The 25,078-nt window shown below is 70.7% G+C and carries 26 protein-coding genes and 2 pseudogenes; 18 read left to right on the plus strand and 10 right to left on the minus strand.

What is annotated here, in order from left to right; all coding sequences use genetic code 11:
- Positions 1-34 precede the first annotated feature (34 nt).
- The 3 genes and pseudogenes from QOZ89_RS20080 to QOZ89_RS20090 all read left to right on the plus strand — a co-directional run.
- Positions 35-1,204: an amidohydrolase family protein gene (locus QOZ89_RS20080; protein ID WP_312624503.1), complete on the plus strand. Its 1,170-nt coding sequence runs from the start codon at positions 35-37 to the stop codon at positions 1,202-1,204.
- 47 nt (positions 1,205-1,251) lie between these two features.
- Complete coding sequence (locus QOZ89_RS20085; RefSeq protein WP_312624506.1) at positions 1,252-2,367, plus strand: NDMA-dependent alcohol dehydrogenase; 1,116 nt, start codon at positions 1,252-1,254, stop codon at positions 2,365-2,367.
- 48 nt (positions 2,368-2,415) lie between these two features.
- Positions 2,416-2,541: pseudogene (locus QOZ89_RS20090) on the plus strand (ATP-binding cassette domain-containing protein); the annotation flags it as partial.
- Positions 2,542-2,550: 9 nt separating this feature from the next.
- Here QOZ89_RS20090 and QOZ89_RS20095 read toward each other — a convergent pair.
- A complete protein-coding gene (locus tag QOZ89_RS20095; protein WP_241842219.1) occupies positions 2,551-3,192 on the minus strand; it encodes a TetR/AcrR family transcriptional regulator in 642 nt (213 codons plus the stop codon).
- Positions 3,193-3,343: 151 nt separating this feature from the next.
- On the opposite strand from QOZ89_RS20095, the gene QOZ89_RS20100 reads away from it, so the two are divergent.
- Entirely contained in the window at positions 3,344-4,867 is a 1,524-nt protein-coding gene (locus QOZ89_RS20100) for a purple acid phosphatase family protein (RefSeq protein WP_241842211.1), read from the plus strand.
- Between the two features lie 246 nt (positions 4,868-5,113).
- On the opposite strand, the gene QOZ89_RS20105 is transcribed toward QOZ89_RS20100, so the two are convergent.
- Positions 5,114-5,767, minus strand: a complete 654-nt coding sequence (locus QOZ89_RS20105) for a TetR/AcrR family transcriptional regulator (RefSeq protein ID WP_312624511.1) — start codon at positions 5,765-5,767, stop codon at positions 5,114-5,116.
- Positions 5,768-5,943: 176 nt separating this feature from the next.
- Between QOZ89_RS20105 and QOZ89_RS20110 the strand changes: the two genes are divergently transcribed.
- Positions 5,944-6,243 (plus strand): hypothetical protein, encoded by a 300-nt coding sequence (locus tag QOZ89_RS20110; protein ID WP_312624513.1) that lies wholly within the window; start codon positions 5,944-5,946, stop codon positions 6,241-6,243.
- Between the two features lie 46 nt (positions 6,244-6,289).
- Complete coding sequence (locus QOZ89_RS20115; protein ID WP_312624515.1) at positions 6,290-7,132, plus strand: oxidoreductase; 843 nt, start codon at positions 6,290-6,292, stop codon at positions 7,130-7,132.
- Here the strand turns inward: QOZ89_RS20115 and QOZ89_RS20120 are convergent.
- Both QOZ89_RS20120 and QOZ89_RS20125 read right to left on the minus strand, forming a co-directional pair.
- On the minus strand, positions 7,115-7,561 hold the full coding sequence (locus QOZ89_RS20120) for a hypothetical protein (protein WP_071052497.1): 447 nt from the start codon (positions 7,559-7,561) through the stop codon (positions 7,115-7,117). The genes QOZ89_RS20115 and QOZ89_RS20120 overlap by 18 nt on opposite strands.
- 40 nt (positions 7,562-7,601) lie before the next feature.
- On the minus strand, positions 7,602-9,035 hold the full coding sequence (locus QOZ89_RS20125) for a carboxylate-amine ligase (RefSeq protein ID WP_083419619.1): 1,434 nt from the start codon (positions 9,033-9,035) through the stop codon (positions 7,602-7,604).
- Between the two features lie 315 nt (positions 9,036-9,350).
- Between QOZ89_RS20125 and QOZ89_RS20130 the strand changes: the two genes are divergently transcribed.
- Positions 9,351-9,590, plus strand: a complete 240-nt coding sequence (locus QOZ89_RS20130) for a transcriptional regulator (protein ID WP_083419618.1) — start codon at positions 9,351-9,353, stop codon at positions 9,588-9,590.
- A 387-nt stretch (positions 9,591-9,977) separates the two neighbouring features.
- Here the strand turns inward: QOZ89_RS20130 and QOZ89_RS20135 are convergent, their stop codons facing one another.
- A complete protein-coding gene (locus QOZ89_RS20135) occupies positions 9,978-10,682 on the minus strand; it encodes a TetR/AcrR family transcriptional regulator (protein ID WP_071052494.1) in 705 nt (234 codons plus the stop codon).
- A 98-nt stretch (positions 10,683-10,780) separates the two neighbouring features.
- Between QOZ89_RS20135 and QOZ89_RS20140 the strand changes: the two genes are divergently transcribed.
- From QOZ89_RS20140 to QOZ89_RS47425, 5 genes are all read left to right on the plus strand, one after another.
- Positions 10,781-11,818, plus strand: a complete 1,038-nt coding sequence (locus QOZ89_RS20140) for a zinc-dependent alcohol dehydrogenase (protein ID WP_071052493.1) — start codon at positions 10,781-10,783, stop codon at positions 11,816-11,818.
- Between the two features lie 224 nt (positions 11,819-12,042).
- On the plus strand, positions 12,043-12,861 hold the full coding sequence (locus QOZ89_RS20145; RefSeq protein ID WP_071052492.1) for a sugar phosphate isomerase/epimerase family protein: 819 nt from the start codon (positions 12,043-12,045) through the stop codon (positions 12,859-12,861).
- Between the two features lie 109 nt (positions 12,862-12,970).
- A complete protein-coding gene (locus QOZ89_RS20150; protein WP_071052491.1) occupies positions 12,971-13,972 on the plus strand; it encodes an aldo/keto reductase in 1,002 nt (333 codons plus the stop codon).
- 182 nt (positions 13,973-14,154) lie between these two features.
- Positions 14,155-14,949: an SDR family NAD(P)-dependent oxidoreductase gene (locus tag QOZ89_RS20155; protein WP_312624521.1), complete on the plus strand. Its 795-nt coding sequence runs from the start codon at positions 14,155-14,157 to the stop codon at positions 14,947-14,949.
- Positions 14,950-15,046: 97 nt separating this feature from the next.
- Entirely contained in the window at positions 15,047-15,367 is a 321-nt protein-coding gene (locus QOZ89_RS47425) for a TauD/TfdA family dioxygenase (protein ID WP_397428810.1), read from the plus strand.
- On the opposite strand, the gene QOZ89_RS20160 is transcribed toward QOZ89_RS47425, so the two are convergent.
- Positions 15,309-16,193, minus strand: a complete 885-nt coding sequence (locus QOZ89_RS20160) for an alpha/beta fold hydrolase (protein ID WP_312624523.1) — start codon at positions 16,191-16,193, stop codon at positions 15,309-15,311. The two genes, QOZ89_RS47425 and QOZ89_RS20160, sit on opposite strands and share 59 nt — an antisense overlap.
- Before the next feature lie 48 nt (positions 16,194-16,241).
- Between QOZ89_RS20160 and QOZ89_RS20165 the strand changes: the two genes are divergently transcribed.
- On the plus strand, positions 16,242-16,850 hold the full coding sequence (locus QOZ89_RS20165) for a TetR/AcrR family transcriptional regulator (protein WP_312624526.1): 609 nt from the start codon (positions 16,242-16,244) through the stop codon (positions 16,848-16,850).
- A 188-nt stretch (positions 16,851-17,038) separates the two neighbouring features.
- Here the strand turns inward: QOZ89_RS20165 and QOZ89_RS20170 are convergent, their stop codons facing one another.
- Positions 17,039-17,338: a hypothetical protein gene (locus QOZ89_RS20170; protein WP_312624528.1), complete on the minus strand. Its 300-nt coding sequence runs from the start codon at positions 17,336-17,338 to the stop codon at positions 17,039-17,041.
- 178 nt (positions 17,339-17,516) lie between these two features.
- On the opposite strand from QOZ89_RS20170, the gene QOZ89_RS20175 reads away from it, so the two are divergent.
- Positions 17,517-18,041, plus strand: a complete 525-nt coding sequence (locus QOZ89_RS20175) for a SixA phosphatase family protein (RefSeq protein ID WP_071053161.1) — start codon at positions 17,517-17,519, stop codon at positions 18,039-18,041.
- Positions 18,042-18,190: 149 nt separating this feature from the next.
- Here QOZ89_RS20175 and QOZ89_RS20180 read toward each other — a convergent pair whose 3' ends face one another.
- Positions 18,191-19,249, minus strand: a complete 1,059-nt coding sequence (locus tag QOZ89_RS20180; protein ID WP_312624532.1) for a hypothetical protein — start codon at positions 19,247-19,249, stop codon at positions 18,191-18,193.
- A 642-nt stretch (positions 19,250-19,891) separates the two neighbouring features.
- Between QOZ89_RS20180 and QOZ89_RS20185 the strand changes: the two genes are divergently transcribed.
- Positions 19,892-20,086 (plus strand): ferredoxin, encoded by a 195-nt coding sequence (locus QOZ89_RS20185; protein ID WP_071053162.1) that lies wholly within the window; start codon positions 19,892-19,894, stop codon positions 20,084-20,086.
- A 244-nt stretch (positions 20,087-20,330) separates the two neighbouring features.
- The gene (locus QOZ89_RS20190) at positions 20,331-21,581 is read left to right on the plus strand and encodes a cytochrome P450 (RefSeq protein ID WP_312624533.1); all 1,251 of its coding nucleotides are present in this window, start codon (positions 20,331-20,333) and stop codon (positions 21,579-21,581) included.
- Between the two features lie 80 nt (positions 21,582-21,661).
- Here QOZ89_RS20190 and QOZ89_RS20195 read toward each other — a convergent pair whose 3' ends face one another.
- Together QOZ89_RS20195 and QOZ89_RS47430 are read right to left on the minus strand one after the other, a co-directional pair.
- The gene (locus QOZ89_RS20195) at positions 21,662-21,838 is read right to left on the minus strand and encodes a hypothetical protein (protein ID WP_241842309.1); all 177 of its coding nucleotides are present in this window, start codon (positions 21,836-21,838) and stop codon (positions 21,662-21,664) included.
- Between the two features lie 44 nt (positions 21,839-21,882).
- A pseudogene (locus QOZ89_RS47430) lies at positions 21,883-22,095 on the minus strand (SDR family NAD(P)-dependent oxidoreductase); the annotation flags it as partial.
- Between the two features lie 153 nt (positions 22,096-22,248).
- On the opposite strand from QOZ89_RS47430, the gene QOZ89_RS20200 reads away from it, so the two are divergent.
- Positions 22,249-23,721 (plus strand): aldehyde dehydrogenase family protein, encoded by a 1,473-nt coding sequence (locus QOZ89_RS20200; RefSeq protein WP_312624534.1) that lies wholly within the window; start codon positions 22,249-22,251, stop codon positions 23,719-23,721.
- Positions 23,722-23,833: 112 nt separating this feature from the next.
- The gene (locus QOZ89_RS20205; RefSeq protein WP_312624535.1) at positions 23,834-24,970 is read left to right on the plus strand and encodes an amidohydrolase family protein; all 1,137 of its coding nucleotides are present in this window, start codon (positions 23,834-23,836) and stop codon (positions 24,968-24,970) included.
- The last annotated feature ends 108 nt before the right edge of the window (positions 24,971-25,078 follow it).

A 25,078-nucleotide genomic window follows, 5' to 3' on the forward strand; every position in this document is an offset into this window, starting at 1 on the left:
GCCCACAAGCGCACGCACGCGCAGGGAGGCAGCCGTGGGCAGGATCTTCGACTGTGACCAGCACATGTACGAGACGCCCGACGCGTTCACCCGGCACATCGCGCCGGAATGGGCACACCGGACCGTCAAGCCGGTCACGCTGCAGAACGGCGACGAGGCGATCCTCATGGGCGAACGGATCCTCGTCGCCGTCGAGCCCGAGTTCAGGAAGGCCTACAAGCCCGGGTCGCTCAAGGAGATGCTCAAGCAGATGAGCACCGGCGCCCCGGTCGAGACCTACATGTTCGAGCCGATGCGCGACGTCTACCAGGACCGTGACGCGCGGCTGCGCGAGATGGACGCCCAGGGGCTCGAGGCGACCATCATCTACCCGGGTAGCTGGGGGCTGATGGCCGAGGCCTACATCACCCGGCCCGACGCCCTGTACGCGAACCTACGTTCGTTCAACACCTACATGAACGAGCAGTGGGGGTTCGACCACGAGGGCCGTATCTATGCGCCAGCGACCATCGCTCTGAAGGACCGCGACCTCGCCGTCAAGGAGCTCGACCAGGTCCTCGCCGACGGCGCCCGGTTCATTCTCATGACGACCGGCCCCGCCTACGGCCGCAGCCCGGGCGACCCCTACTTCGACCCCATCTGGGCACGGATCAACGAGGCGAAGGCCACGGTCTGCTACCACATCACCGAGGCGTACTACAACGCCAACCTGGCACCCGCCTGGGGGCACGAGCCGGACCCGATCCACTTCCGCATGTCGGCGTGGCAGTGGCAGAACACCTATGGCGAGCGGCCCATCACGGAGACCCTGTCCGCGTTGGTGTTCGACAACCTGTTCGGCCGCTTTCCCGATATCAAGGTGCTGGCCAGCGAGTTCGGCGCGTCCTGGGTGCCGCACTTCGTCAGGCACATGGACAAGAGCCGCGGCATGGGCCGCAACGGCCCGTGGATCGGCGGCCAGCTCGACCGCCGGCCCAGCGAGGTGTTCCGCGACCACATCCGCGTCGTCCCCTACCCGGAGGACGAGCCGGTGGAGATCATCCGCCAGCTCGGCTTCCACCACAGCATCGTCATGGGCTCCGACTGGCCGCACGCGGAAGGACTCGCCTCCCCCGCGGACTTCCGCAACCTGCTCGACGGCCTCGACGAGCAGGTCAAGGACGACGTCATGTACAACACCGCGTCCCAGCTCGTCGCCCGCTGAGAGCCCGGGCATCCAGCCGCACGCCGGACAACTCGAGAGGGTCGGAAATGAAGACGCGTGCCGCGCTCCTGCACGGTCCGGGCCAGCCCTGGACCGTCGAGGAGATCTCACTGGACGGGCCTCGCGCCGGCGAGGTCCTGGTCGAGACCGCGTTCGCGGGCCTGTGCCACTCCGACGACCACCTCAACAAGGGCGCGGGTCTGCGCTTCCCGCTGGTCGGCGGGCACGAGGGCAGCGGGGTCGTGCGGGAGGTCGGCGCGGGGGTCACCCGGCTGCGGCCGGGCGACAAGGTGGTGACCTCCTTCATCCCGGCGTGCGGCCTGTGCCGCTGGTGCACGGTCGGCCAGTCCTGGCTCTGCGACGCGGGCGCGAGCACCCTGACGGGGGCGCTCGCCGACGGCACCTACCGCATGCATCTGGGCGACGGCCGGGACGCCGGTGGGTTCTGCGCGCTGGGAACGTTCACCGACTTCTTCGTCGCCCAGGAGCGCTCGCTGGTCAAGGTGCCCGACGACACCGCGCTGGACGCGGCGTGCCTGCTGGGCTGCAGCGTCCCGACGGGCTGGGGCTCGGCGGTACGGGCGGCGGGCGTCCGCCCCGGCGACGTCGTCGTGGTCTATGGGGTCGGGGGCGTCGGTGCCGCCGCCGTGCAGGGCGCACTCATGGCCGGCGCGGCGACGGTCGTCACCGTCGACCCGGTGCCCTTCAAGAACGAGTTCGCCCGGCGCCTCGGCGCCCACGCCGGCTTCGCCACGCACGCCGAGGCGCTCGACCATGTCCGTCACCACACCGCCGGAGCGCTCGCCGACAGCGTCATCCAGTGCGTCGGCGTGGCAACCGAGCGGGTCGTCACCGAGTGCTACGAGATGACCCGCAAGGGCGGCACGCTCGTCCTCACCGGCATTGCGGACCGCTACGAGGAGATCACCGTGAAGCTGCCGGGGGGGCTGCTCACCTCGTTCGCGAAGACCGTCGTCGGCTGCCTGTACGGCTTCTGCAACCCGCACCAGGACGTACCGATGCTGCTCGGCCTCTACCGTGGCGGCCGGCTACGGCTCGACGAGATGGTGACCCGTCGCTACGCCCTCGACGAGATCGAGAAGGCATACCAGGACATGGCCGACGGGCTCAACATCCGCGGCATCGTCGAGGTGGCGCGCTGATGCGCGCTCGCCGGCCTCGACCGCGCCAGGGCGCAGACCCAGGTACGAGACCTCCTCGACGCTGTGCAGCTCGCGCCCGAGTTGGCCCGCCGCTACCCCGGACAGCTATCCGGCGGGCAGCGCCAACGCATTGCGATCGCACGCGCCATGGCCGCCGAACCCCGGGTGCTGATCTGCGATGAGCTAGCAGCCCCCGTGACCCACCGGTCGAGGCGTGGCCGGTTCCCGCGCAGGCAGCCCACGCAGCAGGACGTCGAGGAACACGTCGAAGCGCGGCTCGGCAGGCCCAAGCTCCAGCGAGCTCTCCGCTGCCGCGAGCCAGCTCACGATCGAGACGCCGAAGATGTACCAGCTCTGCTCGGCCAGCTCCGGCGAGACGCCCGAAGTGACGAAGGCCCCTATGACGCCAGCCCGAAGTCGACCGAACGACTCGGGGTTGTGCCGGTGCGGCCGCGAGGTGCGCGTCGCATACCCCGGCACGGCCAAGAACTCGTCATGCATCGACCACGCCAGGCGCCGCAACCACGCCCGCCACTGATTCGGCCGCGGCTGATCGGCCGGGAGGATCCGCTCCACGATCACATCGCTGATCAAGTCCAGCAGCTCGTCACGATCGCCAACCCACCGATACAGCGCTCCGTGCGTGACCCCAAGGCGCGCCGCGAGCTCCCGGACCGTCAGGGTCTCCAGGTTTAGCTCCAACGCGGCGGCGACGATCTGCTCTCGGCTCAACTGCGCCGGGCGCCCCCGGCCCCGCCGCCGCTGACCCTCGCCGCCCGCCGCGCCGTCATCAACACCGGCCGCAACGCTCGCATCGGCAGGCATGGCCGCGATCCTACGACCCGACCCCGGCGAGCACGGCCGAGTCCGGCCGCCGGAAACCGACGCCGCCCGGTTTCCTGGCCCATACGGCGGACCCGGCACGCCCGGCGCGCGCCGCGTTCGTACCGCGAACGGCCAGGACGATTTCACCCACATGTCGGAACCCCTGCGGGAGAATGCCGCCGTGCCCTGCCGCTGCCACACCACCCGCCGCGACCTGCTGCGATGGTCCGCCCTGATCGCCGCCGCGCCACTCGTCGCCTGCTCCGACCGAGACGAGCCCGCCGCCCGGGCCACCGCGGCCGCGACGACGGCCGACGTCGACCCACGCACGGTCAGCCCGGTGAACCTGGAGCTGGTCACCCTCACCGAGACCAGCGCCGTGATCACTTGGTATACCGGCGTCCCCGGCACGGACGACGGCACCAAGCGGATGGTGCCCAAACCCGCCGACGGCCAGGTCTCCTACGGCACCAGCCCGTCCCAGCTGACCAAGACCGCGCACGACGAGGGCGGGCCGACCCCGTACCACTACGTCGAGCTGACCGGGCTCGAGCCGGGCCAGACCTACTACTACCGGGCGGCCTCCGCCGGCAAGGCCGCCACGCCCACCGCGCTGGAGCTGGTGCAGGGCAACGCGGCGGGGACCGCCGCACCGGCCGGCGCGGACGGCCCCTTCACCTTCACCACCCCGCAGCCACCGCCGGGACGCCACCTGTTCTCGATCGCGCTGTGCAACGACCTGCACCTCGGTGAGACCGTCGCCGGCCTGGTCGGCGGCACCTCCATCAAGGGCCTCTCGCAGCAGCCCGGGCTTCGGCCGTACCCGGAGGTCATGGCCGAGGGGCTGGTCGCCGAGGCCACCGCCCGCGGCGCCAACTACCTGCTCGCCGCGGGCGACCTGTCCAGCGAGGCCGCCCCCGCCGACGTCACCCGCGTCCGGACGCACCTCGACCGCTTCGGCACCTACCGGCAGGACTACTTCGTCGCCCGCGGCAACCACGACCGGGCGCACGCCGGCGCGGCCTACGCCGGCTGCGGCACCGGCGAGTGGCAGGGCGACGACTGCTTCCGCGACGACTTCTTCGCGGGCTCGGCGACGACGTACTTCTCGCACGACCTCAATGGCCTGCACGTGGTCGGGCTCGACACGTACGACAAGGCGGGCAACGGCGGCGACGCCGGCGGGATGTCCGCCGCTCAGCAATCCTGGCTGGCCGCCGACCTGAAGGCACACCGCGACCAGCCGACGATCGTCTTCGGCCACCACCCGCTGGTCGTCGAGGGGACGCCCTTCGGCGGCGGCGCGGGCAGCATGCTCGACGCCACGCAGGCCACCGGGCTGCTGGCGACCTACGCGTCGACCCCCGGGGTGTTCCTCCACCACGCCGGGCACACCCACCGCAACCACCGGACGGTCAGCCCGGCCGCGCCGCGCGTGGTGTTGCAGGAGGTCTGCGCGGCCAAGGAGTACCCGGGCGGCTTCTCCCTCCTGCGTGTCCACGCCGGCGGGTACGCGCTGAACTTCTACAAGTCGCGCACGGACCTGGCCCGCGAGTGGAGTGAACGCAGCCGGCAGGAGCTCACCGGCTTCTGGCCGCAGTTCTCGCTGGGCGCCGCCGTCAGCGACCGCAACAGCGTGGCCTCGCGGGACCTGTCCGGGCTCACGCCCGCCTGAGCCGTCAGGCGTCGGCCAGCGCGACGAACCTGTCGGTGGCCAGGTGTCGCCCGACGCCTCAGGAGGGCGCCGCAAGTGTCGGGCTGGCGCGCCATCGGTGAGGATCATGATGTCGGCGCGAGCCCGGCCGGTGGTGCTTGTACTCGGCCTCCAAGAGCCGCGCAACGCCGGGCAGGTCCACGACCATCGCGGCAATCTGACTGCCGGGCCAGTCGATCCTCGTCTGCAGGTGGTGGTCGGGCGCGGCTACCCCGCGGCGTCGCTCTGCGCCGCCAGGCCTAGGAGGACGGCTTCGATCGCGGCGTCGAGGGACTCACGGAATGGCGGATTCATGAACGCCAGGCCCGGGTCGATCTCGTAGGCGGCGACCAGGGCCGGCGCGGGATGGCCGCGGGTCCACAAGGCGCCGACGAGAGCGATGACCAGGCCGGCCGCCTGCGCCGATCGCCGCTCGTCGAGCTCGGTAAGGAGACGGCGGAGCAGGGCGGCGAGCCCGACCATGCTGTCCCGCGCCCCCCGTTTGTAGTGAAGCGCGACGTCTGCGGAGACGTTCCGCTCCAGGATGGCGGCTTGGGCGCTGAGAAGTTCACACAGCATCGGATGGGCCTCGAACGACGCGGCGAGCCCAGACGCCAGCTCGCCTGCGCGAACGGACACCGGAGCGGACGGGTCGACCGCCGACGGGAGCTTCTCGGAGATCTCGACCAGGAACCCGGCGGCGGCGTTGGCCAGCAGGTCAAGCAGGACCGCCTCGCGCGACTCGAAGTAGCGCAGGACGTTGGACTTCGCCAGCCCCACACGGCGGCTGAGCTCGTTGAGGCTCATCGCCGACACGGGCATCTCGTCGAGCATCGCGGCCGCCGTCCTGAGGATGCCCTCACGGCGTTCCGTGCGCTGCACCTCGCTCCTCGCGCGCTGGAAGGCTGCCATACCCCTCAGTTTAGGAGACCGATGGTCTCTTGACTACAGACCGTCGGTCTCTTAAGTTATAAGAGACCGACGGTCTGTTCCGCGATGCTGGGGCGGAGTCTCGTCGGTGCTGTTCAGCGACCTGCATTGCATCGAAGGGACATGGCATGAAGGCCACCGAGGCTGTCGCGTGGGTCGACCCGGAGCGCTGGCGAGCCACGCCACCGGCGGAGCGGCTGAGGTTGCTCACGCAAGACTTCGGCAACCTCCTCGGCTTCGAGAACGTCGAGAAGTCGATTGTGACCAGCGGATTCACCTCACCGAGCCATCTGATCATGGACCACAAGCGGGGCTGGCTCGCTTTGGCCGACCGCTTCGCCCGCTACAGCATCGACCCCACGCTGCCGCGGTTTTTCGCTCTGGCCCGCACCGCCGTTCTCGGGCACTTCCGGCGCCCCGACTTCTGACCCCGGCGACCGGCCGCCCATCCGTCTCCCATTGAAAGGAACCGCCATGGCTCGCAAGATCGCCCTGGTCACCGGCGCCTCCTCAGGCATCGGCGAAACCACCGCCCGTCGCCTCCACGAGGCCGGCTTCGTCGTCTACGGCGCCGCTCGGCGCGTCGACCGGATGGCGGAGCTCGCCGCCACGGGCGTGCGCACCATCGCCCTCGACGTCACCGACGACGTCTCCACCCAGAAGGCCGTCACCGAGATCCTCGCGGCCGAGGGCCGCATCGACGTCCTCGTCAACAATGCCGGCTACGGCTCGTACGGCGCAGTCGAGGACGTCCCGATGTCCGAGGCCCGCGCGCAGTTCGACGTGAACCTCTTCGGGCTCGCGCACCTCACGCGGATGGTGCTGCCGGCCATGCGCGCCCAGGGCAGCGGCACCATCGTCAACATCAGCTCGATGGGCGGACGGTTCGCCATGCCTCTGGGTGCCTGGTACCACGCGAGCAAGTTCGCCGTCGAAGGTCTCAGCGACGCGATGCGCCTGGAGCTGAAGCGGTTCGGCATCGACGTCATCCTCATCGAGCCCGGCCTGATTCGAACGGAATGGGGCGCCATCGCCGCCGACAAGCTCCGCGCCACCTCGGGACGAGGACCCTACGCGGAACAGGCCGCCGCCATTGCCAGATCACTGGAGGAGGGCTCGCGACCCGACGCGCGGAGGACCTCACCGCCCAGCGTCATCGCCGACGTCGTGGCCAAGGCCGCCACCGCCCGCCGCCCCCGCACCCGCACCCGGTACATCGTCGGCTTCGGCGCCCGCCCGCTCATCCTGCTCAGCAGGGTCCTGCCGGACCGGGTCTTCGACGCCTTCATCAAGCGCACCTCAGGCGTACCGGCCTGACGATGGCCACCGCTGACGCCGGGCCGGGCCGTTCAATCGACGCCCCGGCGCGGCCTGGCTGCTGAACGGTGGGGCGGCCTGGCCTCGCAGCCACCGCTGCGGCTGCTTCCCGACGCCGCGGCACGCGACGAGGCGGACCACTATGCGCTGGCGGCGCTTGTCGCGCACCTGCTCGCCGCCGACGATCCCGAGAGCGTCCACCGTCTCCTCGAAGCGGAACGACCCGCGGCCGGCGGACGCAGCGAGTCCGTCTGGTACACCGCCCACGAGGACGCCGGCACGACCGCCACCTACCTCACTGATCTTTCCGGCCAGCTGGGTCGCGGTGGCTGTCGGGCTTGATGGGTCGTAGGCCGCTCCGATGTCGCGCCGCAAATCCGGCAGCATGTTGACGACGAGAACAATGACAAGAACGACGACGCCGACCACCGCTGCGGCGACGGCACCCAGTGCCCATCTCAGCGACCCATCATGATCCCTGCGCAGGTCTGCCCAGCTCGGCGACCCTGATCACCCGCTTGCACCCCACAGGTCCCGGCGGGAGCGCGGCGCCCATGTCATCGGCGGGCGCGACCGAGGGTGGCGCGGCGGCGGCGGGTGCGGCGAGGGTGTGAGACCTCGGAGCGACCGTGGTAGCGGGCGTGGCGGAGGCCGGTTCGGCGACAGGGGACGGCCCGCCGGCGGGGGAGGCAGAACGGCGCGAGGCGACAGCCACGCCGATGTCGTCGGCCGTCTCACGCAGGACGAGATCGACGACATCGTGGATACGGCCGCGGCGATGGTATGCAGCCCGCTGTCGATCCGCTCCGGTGCCACGATCGAACAACTCCCCGACGCCCCGGACGACGGTTTCGAGGTCGCCGGCCGCGGCGAGCGCCGGACCAACGCGGGTGACCAGCCGGTCCACCACCGTACGTGCCGTGGCCCGCTCGCCGCATTCCGGGTCGAGCAGCTCCGCGGACAGGCCGTATCGGGCTGCCCGCCAGCTGGCGGCGCGCAGCAGCTCCGGGCGCACGTCGGGGACCGGACGCCCGTCGGCCCAGTCGGCGGCCATGGTCGACACCAGCGCCCTGGCCAGCGCGGCGAGCAGGACGGTGTCGTCGACGGACAGGCAGACATCGGCGACGCGCAGCTCGAGCGTCGGCCAGTGCCGGGACAGCCGAGCATCGAAGTAGATCATCCCGCCGTCGAGTGCCGCGCCGCTGCCGATCAACAGGTCGACCAGCCGTTCGTATTCCGCCAGCGAACCGAACGGCGCCGTCGGACCTGCCGTCGGCCACCGCTGCCAGACCTGGGTGCGAAAGCTCGCGTACCCCGTGTCCCGGCCTTGCCAGAACGGCGAGTTCGCGCTCAGTGCGACGAGCGGCGCGAGCCAGGGACGGAGGCGATCGAGCGCGCCCACGGCCTCTGTCCGCGAGCGAACCGCCACGTGCACGTGGCAGCCGCAGGTGAGCTGCTCGGTGGCGGTGAGGCCGAACTCGGCGTACATCCGCTGGTAGCGCCGCTTCGGGGTGGGCCGCGAACTGGCCGGCGTCGGGCTGGTCGCGGTCGCGGCCAGCGCCACACCCTCGGCGGCCCCGGCATCCAGGACCGTTCGGCGCAGCGCCACCAGGCAGGCGCGCACCGCGGCAAGGGAGGACTGGGGCGCCGATGCGGTTTCCACCTGCTCCCGGGTGAACTCGACGTCCAGCCCGCCGACACCCTCACCGTCCAGGCGGGGGCCGAGGCCGGGTGACCGCTCGCCCGCCCGGGCGAGCACCCGTGACGCGGCGGCCCGCGGGACACGCGCGACGGGGTCGAACAGCAGGAATTCCTCCTCCACCCCGACGGTCCGCACCCATGGCCGCGCCGCGGCCGCGCCGACCGGCTCCCGCCCCTGCTGGCGCCCGTCCACAGGGTCCATATTCCGCGGCATCCGATCCATGGCCTGCGCGCCCCAGCCGACAGAGCCCGGGCTCGCAGGCTCGCCGTCAGGCGCGCGCCGCTGCCCACGCCCGGCCCGGGCAACCCTGGGCCCCTGGCCGGCATCCGTCGTCACTCCGATCTGCTTCCCGCCGCCTCCAGCGGTAATCCGCCTGGGGAGGGTTGCTCCCGGTCTCAACGGCGCGCCGACCGTGCGCCTTGAGCCCGCCCCGCGCCTTGCAGGGAACCGGCCTTCGCGCGCGTCGCTGGCGCGGCGGTCATCATCGCCGGAATCATTGCCGTCTTCGTCTACAAAATGGATCAGAGTGGCTCGCTGGCGAGCTACAAGGGTCCGATCGGTGAGATCGATACCGTCGAGATCTCCGACTCCGTGCTCTCCAAACAGGTGGCGGTGCTGGAGACGGCCGGACTGGTCGAGGTCCGCAAGGGGTATGTGGGCAAGCGCCCCCGTACCTGGCTCTCGCTTACGGCGACCGGACGGCACGCGTTCGCCGATCACCTGGACGCCCTGCGCGAGATAGCCGGCGGAGGATAGGACTCTACTCGGGGGCGGGCCGCACCCCCGGGCCGCGGGCGACCGGCTGGCCTGGGTACAGACGGTGGGACGCTGGTTGGCTACAGGGGCCGTAGGCTGTCAACTTGGCTGTCAAACGATCAAAGAGGTGCCGCCGCCGGCCTCTCAGCGGTCCACGCCACACGCGCAGACGACTCCAGGCACCCGTGCACGCGCCGCCAACGCACGCAGCCTGGTCACGCAGCTCCGGACCGACACCCACACCAAACTCGACATACCGAACACAGACTCCTCGCCCCTGCATGCCCCGTCTGATCGGCGAAACGGGACCGGCCCCGTAACCCTCGCAGCCGCCGCTCCAGTCGTCCATGCCGTAGGGGTGCGCGGGTGCGAGACGCCAGGCATTCATCAGCCGGGCCGCGACGTCCGCCTGGAGGTCGCGAGCGTTTCTGGGCTGTCCGACACCGTAGGGCTCGGGCCTTGGAGCAAGGCGGTGATGGCCTCACCACAAAGGCCTTGGACTTTGGCCGGATCGGCGGCGTCGGGATGCGCGAGGGAAAGAGCCGCAATGCCCCGGGCCATCCCCATGACGAGCACGGCAGCGGCGTCGGCGTCGGCGTCGGCGCGGATCGACCTGTCCTGCTGACCGGCTCGGATTGTCTCGGCAAGGTCGCGATGTGTCTTCCGGTCCGCGTGGACGACGGCGGGCAGCGGGGAGTCGGACGGGAACGTCGCGCCCCACATCACGACCACAGCGCGCTCCTCGGGTGCGTCAGCGGCGATGAAGACCTCGAGGTAGGTCTCGATCGTCACACGAAGCACCTCAAGGGCGGAGAGCTCCTCGACTTGCCGGTCGGTGCGCTCGAGGGCCTCGGTCGTTGCCTCGAGTGTGCGCTCGTGGGCGCGCTCAGCCAGCCGGGTGATCAAGCTCTCTTTCGACCCGAAGTGGTAGGCGGGCATCTCTCGGCTCGTCCCGGCGCGCGCGCCGATGCTGCGCAGCGACGTCCGTTCGAACCCGCGCTCCGCGATCAGTTCGGCCGCGGCTCGCAGCAACGCTGCTTCGGACGCGGCGCGGCGCTCGACCTGCGTTCGCCGTCCCGGATGCCCAACCACCGTCAGGACGATAACAAATTCCTGGCATGCGCCAGAGAAGTGCTAACTTGTCGGGCACCCGCCAGGTAACACTGGCTCAGTCAACTCGGGAGGCTCGATTGCCGCGTGCGATCGTGTTCAACGGTGATGAGACCTGGGAGCTCCGCGAGGTCCCGAAGCCCAAGCTCAGGCCCGGCTGCGCCGTGCTTCGGGTCGAAGCGGTCGGGATCTGTCACAGCGACGTCGACCAGTTCAGGGGTCATGCGCCGGTGCCGTCGGGAGGCGTGTTCCCCACGGTTCCGGGCCACGAGATCGTCGGCCGGATCGAGCAGATCTCACCCGACGCGGCCGCGGAGTTCGGCGTGCGGGAGGGGGACCGGGTGGGTGTCCGCTCCTACGTCAGGACGGCCGGCGGGAGATCGCGCGTCTACGGGTTCGACTTCCCGGTCGATGAGGCGTCCGGGCAGTTCGGCGGCTACGCCGACTACATGGAGCTCGTGCCGGGCTCCGAGGTGCAGAAGCTCCGCGACGACCTGCCGGCGACCGAGCTCACCGTCTACGAGTGCCTGTCCAACTCGGCGACCTTCGTACGCCCCGCGCAACCCGGGGAATCACTGCTCGTCCTGGGTCCGGGTCACATGGGCCTCGCCGCCATCGTCGCCGCCCGAGCGCAGGGCGTTGGCACGATCATCGCCGTCGGTCTGTCACGTGATCGGTTGCGCCTCGACACCGCACTCCGCGTCGGGGCGGACCACACTGTCGACCTTGAGGGCGAGGATCCGGTCGCCCGTGTCGCGGAGGCGACCGGCGGCAGGATGGCGGACGTCGTGCTCGACGTCGCCTCCGGCGGTCCCGGATCGTTCATCACGGCCTTCGAGCTGGTGCGACCCGGCGGGAAGGTGGTGGCCGCCGGGATGAAGGACCGCCCGCTGGACGGCTTCGACATCAACCAGATCCCGCTGCGGAACCTCACCGTGCTGCCAGGTGGGGGCGTCGACCTGAGCCTGGCGTGCTCGATGATCAACGAGGGTAAGGTCCCCACCGCGGAACTGGCGGGAGAGTCCTTTCCCCTGGAGCGATTCGAGGAAGCCCTGGCGCTCGCTGACAGACGGGTTGAAGGCAAGGACGCCGTGCGCGTCTCGCTGGAGATTGCGTGATGTGCGGCGTCGAGGGGCGACGCGGCACGAGGCCCGCCACTGCCGGCTGATGGAGATCAACAACCGCGGGCTACCGCCAGGTCCGCACCGCCGAGGTCACCGTGCACCGGACGGACTCCGGCGGCAACGTCGCAGGGCGACCGTGGCCGACCTGATGGGCACAACCCCAGCCTCGTCGCGGTCGCGGCATGGCCCGAGGACCGTGGATTATGAGAGGGAGCACGATGGAACGACTGTCGATCGAGCCGCTGAGCGTGATGGGACTTCCGCCGGTTGAATCCGTGGGCCTGGCCGCCGACCTCGGGCTCCGGTACGTGGCGCTCGCCCTGAGCGCGTTACCGAATCCGTACGGCTACCCGTCCTTCTCGCTTCGAGACGATCTCGCCCTGCGGCGCGAGACGCTCGCCGCCCTGCGCGACCGGGGCGTGACGGTGTCGCTGGGCGACGGGTTCGTGCTCCATCCCGACATGGACATGCGTGATCTCGCGGGCGACGTCGCCGTCATGGCCGAGCTCGGTGCCCAGCGGGTCAACACCGTCACCTTCGATCCGGACTTCAACCGCAGCGTCGACCAGTTCGGCGTGCTTGCCGAGATGGCCGCCGAGTCTGGGATGCGGACGACGCTGGAGTTCTCGCCCGGGCTCGCGATCGCCGACCTCCCCACGGCGCTCGACGCCGTCCGGGCAGTTGGCAGGCCGGACTTCCGTCTCCTCATCGACACGATGCACCTCGTGCGGTCCGGCTCCGGCCCGGCCGAGGTCGCCGCCGTCGACCCCGACCTGATCGAGTACATCCAGCTCAGTGACGTCCCGCTCGTGCCCACCATCCCTAACTACATGGAAGAGGCGTGTTTCGAGCGGATGGTGCCGGGCACCGGCGAGGCACCACTGCGCGAGATACTCGACGCGCTGCCGCGCCACCTTGTGATCGGACTCGAGGTGCCTCTCCGCTCGCAGGCCAACGCCGGTGTCGGTCCCCACGAAAGGCTCAGCCGGTGTGTCGACGCCGCTCGGAACCTCCTCGTCCAGCTGGACGACCAATGAAGACAATCGAAGACCGACACGAACCGGGGCGACGGCTCCACCGCTCGTTGCGGGCCACGATCTCTGGGCTGAACCGACGGCGCAATGACCGGATCGCGAGGCCTTCGTCGTGAATCTTCGGCGCATCGGCAGCCTGGAGGTATCCGTCGTCGGTCTCGGCGGCAACAACTTCGGTACGGACTTCTTCGGCGCTGGCTGCGACAGGCGCGAGGTCGATCGGATCGTCCGCACCGCCCTCGACGCGGGCATCAACCTCTTCGACACCGCCGAGGAGTACAGCATCACGTCCTTCTTGGGCGAGGGGCACTCCGAGGAGCTGATCGGCGCGGCACTCGGCCAGCGTCGGGACGAGGCGATCATCGCCACGAAGTTCCTCAACCAGAGCGAGACTGATCCGGATCAGCGGGGCGCGGCGCGCATCGTGGCTGCCGTCGAGGCCAGCCTGCGGCGCCTCGGAACGGACCGGATCGATCTCTACCAGCAGCACCAGCCCGACCCCTTCACGCCGATCGAGGAGATCCTCGAGGCGCTCGACCGGCTGGTGCGCGCCGGCAAGGTGCGCGAGGTCGGTTGCAGCAACTTCGGTGGCGAGATGCTGGAGGACGCCGCCGAGACCGCGGCTCGGTCGTCGCTTTCGCCGTACCGGTCCTGTCAAGTGCAGTACAGCGTGCTGGAGCGACCCCAGGAGGACGTACTCGGCGCGGTAGAGCGCAATGGCATGGCCGTCCTTGCCTACTTCCCCCTCGCCAGCGGACTCCTTACCGGCAAGTACCGCCGGGGCGAACCACCGCCGCCCGACGCACGGCTCGGCGCCGACGCGCCGGTCAGCACCATGCTCCGCCAGGGAATCATGGCCCGCCGCCCGCCGCTGTCCGACGAGCGCCTCGCCACCGTCGAGCAGCTGTCCACCTTCGCCGAGGAACGAGGGCGCTCTCTGCTCGAGCTCGCGATCTCGTGGGTCGCCTCCCAGCCAGCCGTTGCGTCGGTCCTGGCCGGCGTCACGAAGCCCGAGCAGGTCATCGCCAACGCCTCCGCCGCCGGATGGCGGCTCACCCCCGATGAACTGGCGGCCGTCGACGCGATCGTCGCCCAGGAGGCCGAGGCCTCATGACCCTTTCTGGTCGAGCATCAGATAGCTCGATAACCGGTTGCCGAGCATCAGTATTCGTCCGTACTTCCAGCTGACTTGCTATCACGCGCCGAGGCTTCAGGTGGTGGGCGACGCCACAAGGCGTAGCCGGTGAGCGCGAGCGCTTGCGGCCTGGGAGCCGCGGACCGAAGAAAAGGAACCTCGTGACATTCGCGGAAAAATATGGGCCATGGGCAGTAATCACTGGCGCCTCCGAAGGGACCGGGCAGGCATTCGCCCGCCGCATCGCCTCCGAGGGGCTACCTTCCGTCCTTCTCGCGCGGCGGTTGGGACCGTTGACCGACCTGGCCAATTCGATCCGCGCCGAAACGGGCGTTAAATGTATTACGGCGTCAGTGGACCTGGCAGCCGACGACGGCGCCCAGCAGGTCATCGAAGCGGTGGGCGACCGCGAGATCGGGCTGTACGTCGCCAACGCCGGCGCCGACACCAACGGAGCGCACTTCCTCGACATCGACGTTCAGCCCTGGCTGGACCTGATGCGCATCAACGTTCTGACGATGATGCGGTTGTGTCACCATTTCGGCGGACCCATGCGAGCGCGTGGTCGCGGCGGATTGCTGCTGGTCAATTCCGGCGCAGCCTACGGCGGCGGCAGCTTCATGGCGACCTACGCGGGAAGCAAAGCCTTCGAACTGTGCTTCGGTGAGTCCCTGTGGGCCGAGCTGCGCCCCTACAACGTCGATGTGCTCAACCTGGTTCTCGGCAAGACCGAGACACCGTCTTTCCGGGCTCTGCTGGCGGAAAAGGGATTGCCGGAGCCGACCGACTGGGCGACACCGCGGGATGTGGCTGACGCCGGAGTGACGCGCCTTCCGCACGGCCCCACCCATAATCAGGGCCAGGCGGTTGACACGGCGGGCGATGAACGGCGCGCCAGGATTCTGATGATTGACGAGATGGCCAAGGACGTCTTTGGCGAGAGGGTCCCTGACTAGCCCAACCGCCACGTAAGCCGGAGTCGAATATTCCGGCCGATCACACAGCTACTTGTGTGGCCATAGATCGGCTACAATCGGAACTGCTATCCATGGCTTGCCGCAGCACTCCGAGCTCCTCGCGCCGGCCGACCAGGCCGGCTGCCCTCCTCGCCGGTACACGCTGGAACTCAAGGCGTTCGCGCTGCAGCCGCGCTTCGGGCAGGAGATCCGCGCCGAGGTCGACGACGTCCTGATCTGGGACAACTGGTCGGTCGTGCACAGCGCGACGCCCACCCACTACAGCGACCGCGACGGCGAACGCCGAGAGCCCGCGCCAGGCGGTCCTTCGCCAGGGAGGAGCCGCGGTGCGGGCGGTCTTATCCCTGTGGGGAGCGGTCCTGGGTGGAATCGAGGAAGGCGAGCAGTCGATTGTTGACGTCGCCGCCGTGCTGGAAGCCCGGTCCGTGGCCGACCCCGGGCAGGATCTCGGCGTGGCCGCCCGGCATGAGCGCCACCCGGGCCTGGGCGCGGGCGGGATGGAGCAGGGGACTGCGTTCCCCGATCAGGACGAGGGCCGGAGTCTGGATGGCCCGGAGGTCCTCGTCGGAGAGCGGGAGGGGGGCGGGTCGGCGGGTGCGGAACGCCCACCCACCGGTCAGCAGGACCTTCTTGAGCTCGGGGATGATCAGGACGGGGTTGTCCAGCCAGACCGCGAGCCGTCGGCGCAGGGGCGCCGGGGTGAGGCCGGCCATCCCATTCAGGTACATCAACCAGATGAACCGGGCGCTGACCTTCTCCAGCCCGCCGGGATCGAGCGCGGTCACGCTCACGAGCCGGTCCGGGGCGTGCAGGGCCTGGTTGAGGGCCAGCCATCCGCCGTAGGAGTGCCCGATCAGATGCGCCCGGTCAATATCGAGGCCAGCGAGGGTCTGATCGAGCCAGGCGGCGCTGTCCGGCGGATCGTGGACGGGCCGGCGGGCGACGCTGCGGCCGGGATCACCGACGGTGTCCAGCGCGATGATCGGGCGGCGCGCGCCGAGGGCGGCCAGGAACGGGTACCACTGGACCGCGTTGGAGTTGGCTCCGTGTAGCAGCACGACCGGCACGCCGGTGTCGGGTCCGTAGCGGTGCGCATGGGTGGTGCCGAAGTCGGTCTCCACATCGGTTTCCGTCCACGGCGTGGGCCACAGCGCGGCGAAGGCCGCGTCGTAGGCGGCGAGAAACCTGGCACGCTGCTTGTCACCGCGGAACCGGCCGACCATGGGGTCCTCCGTAGCTTTCATGGTACGTGTGTATCACGAAAGGATGCGATGCCGAAACGGGTTGACCACGAGCAGCGCCGCCGCCACATCGCCGACGCGCTGCTGCGCGTCGCGGCCACACGTGGGTTGCACACAGCTGGGTTCCGGGAGGTGGCAGCCGAAGCCGGGGTCTCGGTGCGGCTGGTCCAGTACTACTTCCAGACCAAGGAGCAGCTGCTGCTGTTCGGTCTGCGCCGGGTGGGTGAGCAGTTCGCCGAGCGGGTGCTGCCGCGCCTCGCCGCCGCCGGGCTGCCCGCCGCCGGCCGGGCACGGATCGAGTTCGTCCTGCTCGCGACGCTGCCCCTGGACGCCGAAAGCCGGTCGCTCCACGTCCTCTACAACCAGTACTTCGCGCTCGCGCTGACCGACCCCGCGCTGGCGGCCCAGCCCTACGGCAGCGACCCCGACGCTCTCGAGGCGTGGCTGATCGAGCAGCTGCGCGCCTGCCAAGCCGATGGGCGACTCGACCCTGAACAGGACCTCGCCGACGAGGCGTTCGCCATCCTCGCCTTGGGCGTCGGGCTCGGCAACGCCATCCTCGGCGGCCGACGATCAGCAGACGACGCCCGACGCGTCCTCGCGCGCCACCTCGACCACCGACTTGGCCCACAAAGTTGAACCGAAAGCGCCGAGCGAGCGCGAGCGGCCCAGGCCGGCAAACGGCACTCCAAACTCCACCGTCCGACGCCGCTACTGAACTGATTGATCCCGGACTGAAGCGTCGACTGAGGTGTTGGGCACGCTACTGAACTGTTCGGGTTCGGTTGAGAGCTCGCGCCAGCCGCCGCGCCGACGTGACCGGAGGCCTAGGGCGTCCGGTCCCCGCGCGCGATCGCGAGCGCGTCGGCGAAGATCGCCGGCGCCATCGGGGCGAACCGGGCACCCGACGGGTCCCCGGTTCGGACGGCCTGGGCGTGGTGGCCCTCCATGATGCAGCCGAGCTTGAACAGCGCCAGCACCTCATAGAACCGCAGGTCAGCGAGCGAGTGGCCGGTGCGCTCCGCGTAGCACGCGGCCAGCTCGGCGCGGCCGGCCAGCCCCGTCCGGTCGGCGACGTCGCTGGAGCCGAGGAAGGTCGCCACGGCTCCCCTGGATGCTGATCGCATCGACGGGGTCTAGCCTCGCGGGCGATGGGAGGTGGATGCCTGCGATGAATCGTCTTCGGGTGGTCCCGGTGACGCGGACGGCGCAAGCCGGGACCGTGCTGCGAGTTGTCGACGGCCACTCCGGCCGCGTGGCCGAGGTCGAAGAGGTCGGCCGCCCGCACCCGCCCAGGCCCGCACCATGACCGCGCCGTTCTCGCGGCGGTTGGTCGTCCTGCGGCACGCCAAATCCGCCTGGCCCGATGTGGCCGACCACGACCGGCCCCTAGCTCCGCGGGGACGCCGCGACGCCCCGGCCGCGGGTCGGTGGCTGCGCGACGCCGACTACCTGCCGGACCTGGTCGTCTGCTCCACCGCCAGGCGCACCCGCGAGACCTGGGAGCTGGCAGCCCGGGAACTCGCCGACACAGCGCCGGTCGTCTACGAACCCCGCCTCTACGACGCCACCGTCCCCGTCCTGCTCGACGTCGTCCGCGAAACCCCCGCGGCCTGTGGCACCCTGCTGCTGATCGGCCACAACCCCGGCGTGCAGCAGCTCACCCTCCACCTCGCCGCCACCGCGGACGGCAACCTCCTGGAACGGGCGGCGACGAAATTCCCCACCAGCGCGGTCGCGGTGGTCACCTGGGCAGGTCCCTGGGCGGCGCTCGCTCCCGGCACCGCCCGGCTGACCGCGTTCACCGTCCCGCGCGGTGCGAAGCCCTGACCGCCACGAGCGCCCTGATCGGTGACCCGCTCACGGTGATCTGGTGCCGCAGGGTGAGGATCTCGACGCCGTTGTCGCGATCAGTGCGGGGCGGCAGGCGTAGCAGCGCGACCGCGTTGTGGCATTTCCGGCAGGCACAGGGCCGGCGGCTAGGCCGGTCGTGTGTACGCGGGGCGCGTCCGTGCCGCGTGCCGGTATGCCGCGCCTACGAGCGTGAGCGTGATCACGCTGACGGCGACGTCGCTGATCAACGCCGCCGGCGCGGACGTCGGCTCGTAGTTTGGCACGAGGTAGGCGCCGACCGCCGCGAGAATCATCGGAGCCGCCCACGCGGCCAGCACGTGCCGCTGCCCCCAGTCGGCGCGCCGGGACCAGGCCACGACGACGGCCGCGATCGCCGCGACGAGGGCGACCCGCACGCCCACGCCGGGCCAGCCGGAGACGAACCAGCTACCGAGGTTCGCGCCGATTACGACCGCGCCCACCCAGACCGGGCGTGGGGCGGGCCGGGACGCGGGGCTGAGCCCGCGGCGCCGCCACCGTGGCAACAGTGCAATGCCGACGAGCGCGAGCACCACCGACGTCGCGAACGCCACCTGCGACGGGCTGGCCATGAAGTCCTTGCGTCCGGATTCGTCGGAGAAGATCAGTAGGCTGCCGAGCAGATACAGGACGCCGACCACCGCCAGACCGGGCCGGCCCAGCCAGGGCCGGTGGCGCCGGGGCGGGGCCACGAACGACTCGACGAGCGCAATCGGCGCGCACATGCTCAGCGTGATGTGGTTGCCGATGAAGTCGAACGCCTGTCCGGCGCTGAAGCCGAGCGCCGGCACCCATGTCGCCTTCGCGACCATTGCCTCCGCGGCGAACCCGGTGTCGTCCAGGTAGTCCGGATTGAACAGCGACTGGTCGACCAGGCCGGCCTGGAGCATCCCGAACGCGGCGGCGAGAAGGACGATCGCCGGCCACCCGCCTCCGGCTCGGCGGGCTGTCTCGCGGATTAGCACCGCGGCTCCGCCGTACATCGGGGCCAGGATGAGAACGACGGTCAGGAACTCGTCGGCCGGGAAGCCGCCCCAGGAGCATTCGGCGGCCCACGGCGCGATCAGCATCAGGGCGACGACCGGCGCGAGCCGGCGCGACCGCGATGGCGGGTCGGCGGCTTCCGGCGAGGCGACACTGTCGGCGCCTGGTCTGTCGACAGTCACCGGTCCTCCTGCTTGGTTCGGGTGGAGCACCACTCTCCCGGTTCGCCGCGGGGGTCGACCACGGCCATCGTGCGAATCCGTACCGACCAAAGTCGATGATCCGGGCGTCGGGGCCGCGCCCGTCGCGAACGCCACCTTCCCCGTCAGGTCTCCCATCCCCGACCAGACCGGCGGGCGGGCCATGCGGGCGGACGTTCTGTCAGGCCGGGCGACGGTGCCATGCGGACCGACCTCGTGTCCGTCCGCACCGTCGCGCGGCATCGTCCGCGCCTGAGATCCGACGCCTGAGGTGAGATCACTGACCGTCAGGAGGAGAGCGGTGGCTGCGAGGCGCCTCGACGCCAAGCCGCCGCGGTCCGCCAGCTCCGCCCCGAGGCGCCCCGTCCGCACGGGCCAGCGGCGCTCCCCCGTCGTGCGCCGAAAGGCCGCCGCGCGCGACTTGACGATGACTCAGTGCCGGGCCATTCTCGACCTTACGCCGACTTATATAACTAATTAAGCGTTTAGCTTGGGCCGAGCCGGCCCCGTCAGCTGGTTGGCGGGCGCGCGTCCCATGGATCCGCCGCGCGACGAGATCGCTCTGGCAGGCCACCGAAGCCCAGCGACGGCTGCCAACGGCCGAGGAAGGAGGAGAAGCGAGTCGTGCGCGTCCGTGTCGAGGAGGATGTGTGCCAGGGGCACACGCTGTGCGCGATGAACGCGCCTGAGCTGTTCGACCTGCGGGAGGACGACGGCCACGCCGTGGTCCTGCTCGTCGACGTTCCCGCCGAGCTGGAGGCGAAGGCCCGGCTCGCCCATCGAGGCTGCCCGGAACACGCGGTCGTCCTCGAGGAATGACGACGATCGCCAGCTCGATGCGGCCCCGGCGACCCGACCGCGCGGTTGGCCGATGGCATACGCGCCCACGACCTCATCGGGCCTCTACCTGACTTTTACCTGACTTTTATCTGACTTTCGCCATCAGGCCGCCGCCGCTGACGCCGCTCCCGCCGCCTGCGGCACCCTCACGCGCAGAGATCACTGGCCCCGCCCGGGCGTGACCACGCCGGGGCTCCGGCACCATCGAGAGCGGATCCCCGTCATGACCACCCAGCAGGCCCAGACCGCCGAGTCGGTCGACTTCGACCATCATTCCCCCGCATACGCCGAACACTGGCGGGAGACCTACGCCGACCTGCGCGGCCGCTGCCCGGTAGCGCACTCGACCGCCCACGGGGGCTTCACCGTGTTGACGCGCTACGCCGACGTCGAGGCCGTCGTGAAGGACGACGCTTCCTTCTCCTCCCGCCACGACCCTGACCCCGCGTCGCCCTTCAAGGGCATCACGCTGCCAGAGGCACCCGTCATCTCGACCCCGATCGAGATGGACCCGCCGTTGCACACCGCCTACCGCAAGTACCTCAACCCGTGGTTCTCCCCCGGCAGGTCGAAGGCGTACGAACCGTTCGTCCGCTCGGTCACCACCGCGATGCTCGACGCCGTCATCGAGACCGGGACGATCGACCTGGTCCACGACCTGGCGAGCCCCGTGCCGGCGCTGCTGACCGCGCAGGTGCTGGGCGTGCCGCTCACCGACTGGCGGCTGTACTCCGACGCCGCGCACAGCATCGTGTTCAATCCACCGGGGACGGCCGAGTTCGAGGCCGCGGTCGCCAAGAACCTGAAGGTGCTCGAGCACTGCTTCCAGACCGTCCTCGCCCGCCGCGCGGAGCCGAAGGACGACCTGATCAGCGTGTTCGTCGACATGGAGATCGACGGGGAGAAGCTGTCCGACCAGCGCATCGTCGAGATGTGCAACCTGGTGATCGCCGGCGGCAACGACACCACGACCAGTCTGCTGGCCAACGCGTTCGCCTGGCTGGTCGAGCACCCGGACCAGCGGGCCTGGCTCGCCGCGGACCCGGCGCGCATTCCGGCCGCCTGCGAGGAGTTCCTGCGCTACTTCACCCCGACCCAGGCGCTCGCGCGGACCGTGACCCGCGACGTCGAGATCGGGGGCTGCCCGCTCAGGGAGGGCGACCGGGTGCTGATCTCGTTCGCGGCCGCGAACCAGGACCCGGAGATGTTCGACCGACCCGACGAGGTCGTGCTCGGCCGGTGGCCGAACCGGCACCAGGCCTTCGGCCTCGGCGCGCACCGTTGCCTCGGCTCCAACCTCACCCGGGTCGAGTTCCGCGTCGTGCTCGAGGAGGTCCTGCGCCGCATCCCGGACTTCCAGATCGACTTCACGGCCGCCCAGCGCTACCCGACCATCGGCATCGTCAACGGCTGGATCGACATGCCCGCGGTCTTCACGCCCGGCGGCAAGGTCGGCAGCGACTTCGTCCTCTGATTCCCGGCCCGGTGCCGGTCGCGCGACCGGCACCGGGACCGCCGACGGGCGGCCAGGCGACGCCCGGCCGCCGCGGCCGGTCAGCCAGTGAGCAGCTCCGCGCAGGACATGAGCACCATGCTGGAGGCGACGAACCCCGCGGTCGCCGCCCGGTCGATGGCGATCGTCGAACCGTTGATGAGGGCCGCATCGTCGTCGCACAGCAACGCCAGCGCCTTCCCGACGTCCGTCGGGGACTGCCGCAGCGCCCGCGCCAACTCGTCACCCGCCCCGGTCCGTTCGTAGCCCGGGTGCGGACCAGGCGGTCGCAGTCGTCCGTGCGGCGCACGTCGCCCGCGACGAACGTCAGCTCGCCGCCCGCGTCGCGTACCTCGCGCTCCAACGCCTTGCCCAGCTCCTCCCGGCGGGCCATCCCGACGACGAGCGCGCCCTGCCGGGCGAACTCCGCGGCGACCCCCCGCCCCACCCCGGACGAGATCCCGGTCAGGACCGCGACCTTCCCCGCCATCGACATACCCGCGCTCCCTCGGACTGGCCCGAGCGGTGGTTGAAATAGTCAGTTCATTAATCTAACTTAGGCATGTGTCGTCCGCCACTGCCGCGGGCCAGGCTGGCGAGGCGAACAGAGCACCGGCCGAGCGGCCAAGACAGGAAGTCGGAGGAACGAATGCCCGTCCTGGAAGCGCCCGTCGAGTTACTCGGCGAGCCTGGCCTGCTGATCGGCGACAAGCTGGTACGCGACACGTCCGCTGGGACCTACCAGCACGTCTACGCCGCGACGGGGAACCCGACGGTGGCGGTGCCCGTCGCCGGGGCCGCCGAGATCGACCAGGCGGTGACGACCGCGCGGGCGGCGCTGGCGGTCTGGAAGGCGATGCCCACAGCCGCGCGGCGCGACGTGCTGCTGCGGCTGGCGGACCTGCTGCGGGCACACGTCGACGAGCTCGGGACACTCGCCGTGATCGACAGCGGCGGCCCCGCCTACGTCCACCACCACGCGCCGCTCGCCGCCGCCGAGCTGTTCACCTACAACGCGGGCTGGGTCGACAAGATCGGCGGCGACGTGGTCACCACCGACACCGTCCCGTCGTTCGACTACACCCGCGACGAGCCCTACGGCGTCGTCGGGGTGATCATCCCCTGGAACGGGCCGGTGCACGCGATCGGCATGACCTGCGCGCCCGCGCTCGCCGCCGGCAACTGCGTGATCGTCAAGCCGCCGGAACTGACCCCGTTCGCCGCGCTGCGCATCGGCCAGCTGGCGCTCGAAGCCGGGCTGCCGCCGGGTGTCCTGCAGGTCGTGCCCGGCGGGGCCGAGGCCGGCGAGGCGCTCGTCGCCCACGAGGGCGTCGACAAGGTCCACTTCACCGGCAGCGGCGCGGTCGGCCAGAAGGTCCTCGCCGGCGCGTCACACACGCTCAAGCCGGTCGCCCTCGAGCTCGGAGGGAAGTCCGCGAACCTCATCTTCGAGGACGCCGACCTGGTCGCGGCCGCGCAGCAGGCCCTCGCGGCCGTCATCAACCTCTCCGGCCAGGGCTGCATCAACGGCACCCGCGTCCTCGTCCAGGCGTCCGTCTACGACCAGGTCATCGAGATCATCCGCGCCGCGGCCGAGCAGATCCCGCTGGGCGACCCGGCGACCGCGCTCACCCCGCCGACCATGGGCCCGGTCATCAACGCGACCGCGTGCGACCGGATCCTGGGGGTCATCGACCGCGCGAAGGCGGGCGGCGAGGGCCGCCTGCTCGCCGGCGGTACCCGGGCCGGCGGCGACCTCGCCGGCGGCTACTTCATCCAGCCCACTGTCTTCGTGGACGTCGACAACGCCAGCCCGCTCGCCCAGGAGGAGATCTTCGGCCCGGTGCTGACCGTCGCGCCGTTCGCCAACGAGGACGAGGCCATCCGCCTCGCCAACGACACCCGCTACGGACTGGCCGCCTACGTGCAGACGGGCAACGTCCGCCGGGCCCACCGGGTCAGCGCGGCGCTGGAGGCCGGCAACGTGTGGGTCAACGGCTTCGTCGGCATCCACGAGGCCGTCCCGTTCGGCGGGGTCAAGCAGAGCGGCATCGGCCGGCTCGGCGGGATCGCCGGGATCCGGGAGTTCAGCCGGCCCAAGAACGTCTGGATGGCGCTCTAGCCCAGCCGGCGGCGACGGCCCCGGCTCCGACAGGTCGCCACCTGCCACGTCGCGTCGCACGTCGCGCCGCCTACGGACATCGCGCCGACCGGCTACCGGTGAGGAGACAGTCTTGTACACCCTGTTCAGCGTCGACGACCACATCGTCGAGCCCGGGCATGTCTGGTCGGACCGGGTGCCGGCACGCTACCGAGGGGCCGCGCCGCACGTCCAGGAGGCCGACGGCCGCGAGTTCTGGGTCTACGAGGGCCAGCGCCAGCCGACCATGGGCCTCAACGCGGTCGCCGGCAAGCCCCGCGAGCAGTGGGGCATGGAGCCGGTCCGCTTCGACGACATGATCCCCGGCTGCTACGACCCCGTCGCGCGCGCCGCCGACATGCGCGCCGACGGGATCTTCGCGAGCGTGAACTTCCCGACCCTGCCCGGCTTCGGCGGGCGGAAGTTCATCACCTTCGCGGACAAGGATCTCGCGAAGGTCTGCGTCGAGGCATGGAACGACTTCGTGCTCGACGAATGGTGCGCCGCGGCGCCGGAGATGTTCGTCCCGATGACGATCGTGCCGCTGTGGGACGTCTCCCTCGCCGTCGCCGAGATGGAGCGCACCCTGGCGAAGGGCGCCAAGGCGCTGTGCTTCGTCGAGGACCCCGCGGCGCTCGGCGTCGGGTCCTGGCACGACGGCACCTGGGAGCCGCTGATGCGGCTGTGTGAGGAGAGCCAGACGCCAGTGTGCATGCACGTCGGCTCCGCCGGCTCCTCCACGCTTGACCCCGGCACCACCCCGATCGTGGAGATCGCCGCGGCGTTCGCCCACACCGGCCGGGCCGCGGTCAACGTCATGTGCTCCCCGATCCCCCGGAGCTTCCCTGACCTGCGCCTGGTCTGGAGCGAGGGCGGCATCGGCTGGCTGCCCGCCGCCCTGGAGCGCGCCGACCGCCAGTGGGAACGGCACGGCTACTGGAGCCGCCTCGACGCGACGAAGCCCTCGGAGGTCGCGAAGCGGAACATGTGGTTCTGCATGATCGAGGAGCCGTGGGGGCTGACGACCCGGCACTACTACGGCGTCGACCGGATCCTGTTCGAGTCGGACTACCCGCACGCCGACACCCCTTGGCCGCACACCCAGAAGGCCTGCGCGGAGCTGTTCGCCGACGTGCCCGCCGACGAGGTCGCCGCGATCACCCACGGCAACGCCGAGGCCCTGTTCCACTTCCCGCTCGCCGTCCCCGCCGGCACGGACACGTCCGCCTGACGGGACGCGGCCGCCCGGGCCAGGCGCGCTCGCGGGACCGCCGTGGCCCCGCCCCCCCGGCCACGCGCGCGGGCACCCGGGCGGCCGCCCCCCCCACAAGCCGGGACC

It is taken from the genome of Pseudofrankia coriaricola (assembly GCF_032027725.1).
Classification (GTDB): domain Bacteria; phylum Actinomycetota; class Actinomycetes; order Frankiales; family Frankiaceae; genus Pseudofrankia.

Excerpts from the sequence above, each read along its gene's own strand:
- QOZ89_RS20190 (WP_312624533.1), top strand. The coding sequence starts at position 20,331 with ATGACCACCCAGCAGGCCCAGACCGCCGAGTCGGTCGACTTCGACCAT.
- QOZ89_RS20125 (WP_083419619.1), bottom strand. The coding sequence starts at position 9,035 with ATGGACCCTGTGGACGGGCGCCAGCAGGGGCGGGAGCCGGTCGGCGCG.
- QOZ89_RS20175 (WP_071053161.1), top strand. The coding sequence starts at position 17,517 with ATGACCGCGCCGTTCTCGCGGCGGTTGGTCGTCCTGCGGCACGCCAAA.
- QOZ89_RS20170 (WP_312624528.1), bottom strand. The coding sequence starts at position 17,338 with ATGCGATCAGCATCCAGGGGAGCCGTGGCGACCTTCCTCGGCTCCAGC.
- QOZ89_RS20160 (WP_312624523.1), bottom strand. The coding sequence starts at position 16,193 with ATGGTCGGCCGGTTCCGCGGTGACAAGCAGCGTGCCAGGTTTCTCGCC.
- QOZ89_RS20145 (WP_071052492.1), top strand. The coding sequence starts at position 12,043 with ATGGAACGACTGTCGATCGAGCCGCTGAGCGTGATGGGACTTCCGCCG.
- QOZ89_RS20130 (WP_083419618.1), top strand. The coding sequence starts at position 9,351 with ATGGATCAGAGTGGCTCGCTGGCGAGCTACAAGGGTCCGATCGGTGAG.
- QOZ89_RS20085 (WP_312624506.1), top strand. The coding sequence starts at position 1,252 with ATGAAGACGCGTGCCGCGCTCCTGCACGGTCCGGGCCAGCCCTGGACC.
- QOZ89_RS20095 (WP_241842219.1), bottom strand. The coding sequence starts at position 3,192 with ATGCCTGCCGATGCGAGCGTTGCGGCCGGTGTTGATGACGGCGCGGCG.
- QOZ89_RS20110 (WP_312624513.1), top strand. The coding sequence starts at position 5,944 with ATGAAGGCCACCGAGGCTGTCGCGTGGGTCGACCCGGAGCGCTGGCGA.
- QOZ89_RS20115 (WP_312624515.1), top strand. The coding sequence starts at position 6,290 with ATGGCTCGCAAGATCGCCCTGGTCACCGGCGCCTCCTCAGGCATCGGC.
- QOZ89_RS20100 (WP_241842211.1), top strand. The coding sequence starts at position 3,344 with ATGTCGGAACCCCTGCGGGAGAATGCCGCCGTGCCCTGCCGCTGCCAC.
- QOZ89_RS20165 (WP_312624526.1), top strand. The coding sequence starts at position 16,242 with ATGCCGAAACGGGTTGACCACGAGCAGCGCCGCCGCCACATCGCCGAC.
- QOZ89_RS20200 (WP_312624534.1), top strand. The coding sequence starts at position 22,249 with ATGCCCGTCCTGGAAGCGCCCGTCGAGTTACTCGGCGAGCCTGGCCTG.